Source organism: Algoriphagus sp. SE2 (assembly GCF_039563885.1).
Classification (GTDB): Bacteria; Bacteroidota; Bacteroidia; order Cytophagales; family Cyclobacteriaceae; genus Algoriphagus.
The window spans coordinates 1-5,355 of record NZ_JBCLWJ010000037.1; the positions used below are offsets into that span (position 1 = coordinate 1).

The window sequence follows — 5,355 nt, forward strand, 5'->3', positions numbered from 1 at the left end:
GGTGTTTTCAAGTTTCATTGTAAATGATAGCCCATACTACGAAGCCTTAAATGGTAAAGACAAAGTCTTTTTTACCTTAATTACAGTTACCGACACTGTTGACTTAGAAGGATATTCGACACATCGATTGCAAGTTGTATCAAGAAATCATCCTGATTATATAGGTCAAGGATATATCAAAACAACACAAAATCCTATTGATTTCATGGCCTTCATTACACCAGAAGGAAACGATTATGCTATTGTCAATATGAGACTCTTCCATCTGAATTACGGCAATATCATTATCATTGCTCCGCAAAAGGATGGAACCTTACGATCCCTACAATTAAAAGAGAAGGAACTCAATTCAGATATACTGGACGATTTTATTAAATCTGACCTTCTAAAAAGGCAAAAGATAATTGAATTTCTTACAAATGATAATGTCATTTAAAGGTTCGTTAAGAAAAAACGGTCTACAACAACACCTATATGCAATTCCCTTAGGAAAACTGCGCATATACTTAACCGTTGTGTGCAATTATACATTATGAAAAAACTCCTATTAATACCCATCCTACTTACTGTACTTTCTTGTGCTGAAACAAAAAATAATAAAGAGACAGAAAAACCCTTAATGGACAAAAGTCACTTTAGACATTTGCGTTACTTAGTGAATATCAAAAACGAAGCGGCTAAAAAATATTGGCCTGATTTCGCAGAAAAAGACTTTTTTCAAACCGTTGTATATTATTCCAAAGAAAACACCTACGTACTTAATCCGAGCGACCATATTCTCAATAACTTCGATTATCAAGAAGTAGGAAATTTCAACAAGGTACAAGTCATCCAACTACCGGATAGTTATACCGACACCACGGCTTTTAAATTTGAGACTAGTGTAGGTATGGACAGTACGCAACTTCATTACAAGAAGCCGGTTTTATATTTTCAAAGTTTTGAACTCTCGAAGAAGTTTCCTGAAGCAGCCGTGAATGATCTGGAGGATTGGTCTTTGATGGTGATTCATGAGCTATTCCATGGCTACCAATGGTCAAATCCTAAAATGTTTGCACTTGCACGAGCCACCTCTAGCTCTATGCCTGGCGGCCCAGATGAATTTCTTGGTTCCTACCGCAGAGACCTTGATTGGTACAAAGAAAGCTTGGAAAAGGAAAATGATCTACTAAAAGCAATTTGGATAGACGGAGCAGACTTAAATCAGAATTTTAAGCAATTTGACTCTCTCCGTGATCTTAGGATTGAGCGAATTAAACGAGAATACGATGTAAATATTCGAGCGGCTGAAGATTATGAAAACACCATTGAAGGAAATGCACGCTATTTTGACTCCTTCACAAGACGATACCTAGCCGAAAACAAACCAGACGTCTCTTTTTTGACAGAGGAAGATAAAAAGGATATTATTGATAGGTTCAATGGCTATAAGGTTTCAACAGACAGCTTAAATTATAATATCACTAAGGATAGATACTGGTATCCTCTTGGCTTTAACATGTCTATGATACTGGAAAAATTCGATCCAGATTTTAAGAATAAAATTTATACTGAAAAGGTAACCCTTCGTGATTTATTAGAGGAATTAAAAAGCTCACAACAAGGTATATAAGCCATTAAAACGGCTCATATTGAAAACCGTTACCCACAAACTAATATCATGAAATCAATACTAATTTTATTAACCTTCTTTCCCTTTTTAATATATGGGCAGGACTGTGACTGTGAATCGAGCTTTAATTGGATGAAAAAGACTTTTGAAGAAAATGATGCCGGTTTTCAATATATCATTGACATTAAAGGCGAACAAGCATATGCTGCTCATAACGAAGTTTATGCTGATAAAATAAGCGAGGTTAGTGACTTATCAGAATGTGCTTCCATTATGAATGAGTGGTTCAAGTTCTTCAGAAAGGGACATGTATACGTTGATTATTTAGGAGAATCAAATAGTACTTCAAATGAAATTACTGAAGACGATTCAAGGAAAAAGAAAGAAATATACAAGCTAAATGATATTGAAAAGTTCAAGAAAAATCTTGATCAAAAAGAAGAGAGTAATATTGAGGGGATTTGGCAAACAAGCTCATACACAATAGGTATCAAGCGTGAAGCAAATACCTACATAGGTTTTATCATTGAATCTGAAGCCGAAGAATGGAAAAAAGATGAGGTCAAACTTAAAATATTTAAAGAAGGAGAAAGCTTTAGCTCTATTTTTTATAAGCGAGATGGTTCTCCTGTAGAGTCTGAAAAGGTCGCCTTAATCGGTAAAAATAACTTGCAATTAGGTAATGTCTTCTTAAGCAGAGTTTATCCTCAAATGAAAGATGATGCTTCTGGAAGTCTGTATGTCAGAGCGATGAAAACGTCATCACCATTTATGGAACGATTGAATGAGACTACCCTCTATTTACGAGTCCCGTCCTTTATGGCAGACCAACAAAAAGATATCGACAGTGTGCTTCTAGCGAATAGAGACAAAATATTGAGTACAGAAAATTTAATACTTGACATTAGATACGGCACGGGAGGGGTAGATAGGGCTTATTCTAAATTGATTCCATTTCTATATACCAACCCCATTCGAACAGTAACCCCTGATCACTATTCTACCCCCTTGAATAATCAGAGAATGCTCGATTTCTCTAAGAACGAAGGCATTGCCAAGCTTTATAACATTACGTTCAATGAAGAAGAAAGGAAAGAGTTTAAAAAGCAATATGATACATTGTCTCAACATATAGGTGAATTTGTAAATCTGTTCGAGTCTGAAATTTTCGTTGAAAAGCTTGATACTGTTTATGAGTATCCTAAAAATGTAGCCATTGTGCATAATCAAAACAATGGTAGCTCAGATGAGCAATTCTTGCTTTCAGCCAAACAGAGCACGAAAGTAAAACTATTTGGGACTACAACTCATGGTGTTCTGGATATTTCAAACTTGAATTTGGTGTATTCTCCCTGTGAAAATTTCATGTTACAATACGGGCTAACTAAAAGCAGAAGAATCCCTGAGATGACCATTGATAATATTGGCATTCAACCTGACTATTATATTACTCCGGAAATACCCGAATATGAATGGATTCCATTTGTAGTTGATGTTTTAAATGAACAATAATATGTGGGTAAACAAAACCTATACGCAATGTCCTTCGGGACACTGCGAATAGCCAGACCGTTTGGCAGAAATATAAAAACCCGGAAAATTAGGAATGAAAATTCTGATTTTAGGAGCGTCTGGAAGAACAGGAAAATTTAATCTGGATGAAGCCTAAAATAAAGGTTATGAGACAAATTGTTTGGTTCGAGAACCGAAAAATTTTAAGCAAATCGCCAAAACTTAAAAATCTTAAAAGCGCTCTTTTGCAAACGGATTTGAAATTAATAATACCTAAAATAATCAATATGAAAAATACATCAACGCTATTTATTCTAATTTTGATTACACTCCCCACGATGCTCCTGGCTCAACAATCTCCGGCTCAATATGCACATCAAGAAATTAATAATTGGGGTAAATGGGGCCCTTCCGATCAAAAGGGAGCTGCCAATTATATCACTCCTGAGATTATTATCGAAGCGGCCCAATTAATAAAGAAGGGTAAAATCTTTAGCCTAGCAATTCCAATAGACAACCAGGGCCCTGTCTGGCCAGGAAGATTAACTCCTCATCATACAATGGATATAGCAGGAGCTGACTATGCAACGGGCTTTAACACTGAACCGTTTTTAGGAAAAATGAAATTTGCTGATGACTACCTATACATGGCACTGCAAGGTTCTACACAATGGGATGCATTGTCACATGGCTGGTATGGAGACCAACTTTATAATGGGTATACAGAGAAGTCAACTGTAAGCGGGGCTTTAGGAGGAGCCACAAAATTAGGCATTGAAAACGTGAAGGAATCCCTGGTTGGAAGGGGCGTATTGATCGATATTTTAAAATATAAAGGGGGTACCTTGGCCCCTGGCTATGGCATTACAAAGGAAGATATAGAAGGAGCGCTTGAACAGCAGGGAACAGAAGTAAAAAAAGGCGATATAGTGATCCTGAGAACAGGCGTGGTGCCTATGTGGTACAATGACCCTTCATCCAGATCAAATTATTTTAATCCTCAAACTGGAATTGTAAAGGATGTTGTTAGTTGGATAAAAGAGAAGGAAATCGCGGCCATAGCAGCAGATAACATTGGCGTTGAACGAACACCAAATGCAATTGACCCAAAGACAATTTCTCCTTTACATGGGAATATCTTGAGAGATTTAGGGGTATATCTTGGTGAAATATGGTGGTTAGAAGAATTAGCGAAAGACTGTGCTGAAGATGGAATATATGAGTTTTTCATATCTGCACAACCTCTTAATATCCCAGGAGCTGTTGGTTCACCTATTAACCCAATTGCTATAAAATAAAATAGCAAATAACAAGAGATAAAATGAATTTAAACTCATTTTATCAAGACTGTTATGTTTAATTCTAGATTGAATTATCAAATTAAAATCTGCAAAAAATGAAAAATATCCGACTGCTATTATTCATTATAGTCACCCTTTGTTTCAGTTCTCAAAAAAGCCTTGCTGCAGAATACATATTATATGAATTCATATCCGTTTCAGATGCCGATAAAGAGGAATATTTATCCTTAGAAAACTTTTGGTCAAATATTTACAAACAACAGGTTGCGGAAAAATCTCTTGTTCATTGGGAATTCTGGCAACTAATCCCGTCAGGAAGTAAACAAGGATCACAATATTTAAGAGTAAGTATATTTTTTGATTTGAGTAAAGCACTTACATATATGTATTCTCCTGATGTAATGGAGTCTGCAAGAAAAGCATATCCAAATAAATCTGAGAAAAAATTAAACTCTATGATTGAAAGATATAGGACTCTGAGGAGCATTAATCAACAGTATCTCTATGAGCAAATTGATAAGACAAAAAAGCTAAATTTTAAAATGTCAATTGGTTCAATAGCAGTCTTAGACTTCAACAAACAATTAGATGGTAATTATGAATCAATTGAATCAGAGCAATTCAAACCATTTTATCAGAAAATGGTAAATGAGGAAAAAATTGGTCACTGGGGACTAATGCGAGGAATATTACCTTCAGGTAGTAGCACTTATTCAACCCATGTGGCCTTTACTTTTTACGATGATTTGCATCAAGTGGCTGATTTCATGACGAATGAAGAAAGTATGAGTGAGAAGTCAAAACTTGAACTTGAAAAAGGCAAGAATGTCAGAGATAGGAAGGAAGTGATTATTGCAAAGCTTATTATGAAAAACTAGCAGGAGGATCTTGATTTTAATACGCAAACCCATCCCTTACTAAACATAACAC

At 35.6% G+C, this 5,355-nt stretch carries 5 protein-coding genes; all 5 read left to right on the forward strand.

Translation table 11 applies throughout. The annotated features are described in order from the left end of the window. The coding region (locus AAGF08_RS20175) for a hypothetical protein (RefSeq protein ID WP_343513249.1) at positions 1–436 on the forward strand (436 nt) is incomplete at its 5' end. A 96-nt stretch (positions 437–532) separates the two neighbouring features. Continuing rightward, on the forward strand, positions 533–1,612 hold the full coding sequence (locus AAGF08_RS20180; RefSeq protein WP_343513251.1) for a hypothetical protein: 1,080 nt from the start codon (positions 533–535) through the stop codon (positions 1,610–1,612). A gap of 48 nt (positions 1,613–1,660) precedes the next feature. Beyond that, positions 1,661–3,124 carry a S41 family peptidase gene (locus AAGF08_RS20185; protein WP_343513254.1) on the forward strand — a complete coding sequence of 488 codons (1,464 nt, stop codon included), beginning with the start codon at positions 1,661–1,663 and terminating at the stop codon, positions 3,122–3,124. A gap of 287 nt (positions 3,125–3,411) precedes the next feature. After that, a complete protein-coding gene (locus AAGF08_RS20190) occupies positions 3,412–4,422 on the forward strand; it encodes a cyclase family protein (protein WP_343513255.1) in 1,011 nt (336 codons plus the stop codon). A gap of 98 nt (positions 4,423–4,520) precedes the next feature. Further along, on the forward strand, positions 4,521–5,303 hold the full coding sequence (locus AAGF08_RS20195) for a hypothetical protein (RefSeq protein WP_343513256.1): 783 nt from the start codon (positions 4,521–4,523) through the stop codon (positions 5,301–5,303). Positions 5,304–5,355 lie beyond the last annotated feature (52 nt).

Bases quoted from the DNA above. Each gene is read 5' to 3' on its own strand.
- AAGF08_RS20180 (WP_343513251.1), top strand. From the start codon at position 533: ATGAAAAAACTCCTATTAATACCCATCCTACTTACTGTACTTTCTTGT.
- AAGF08_RS20185 (WP_343513254.1), top strand. From the start codon at position 1,661: ATGAAATCAATACTAATTTTATTAACCTTCTTTCCCTTTTTAATATAT.
- AAGF08_RS20190 (WP_343513255.1), top strand. From the start codon at position 3,412: ATGAAAAATACATCAACGCTATTTATTCTAATTTTGATTACACTCCCC.
- AAGF08_RS20195 (WP_343513256.1), top strand. From the start codon at position 4,521: ATGAAAAATATCCGACTGCTATTATTCATTATAGTCACCCTTTGTTTC.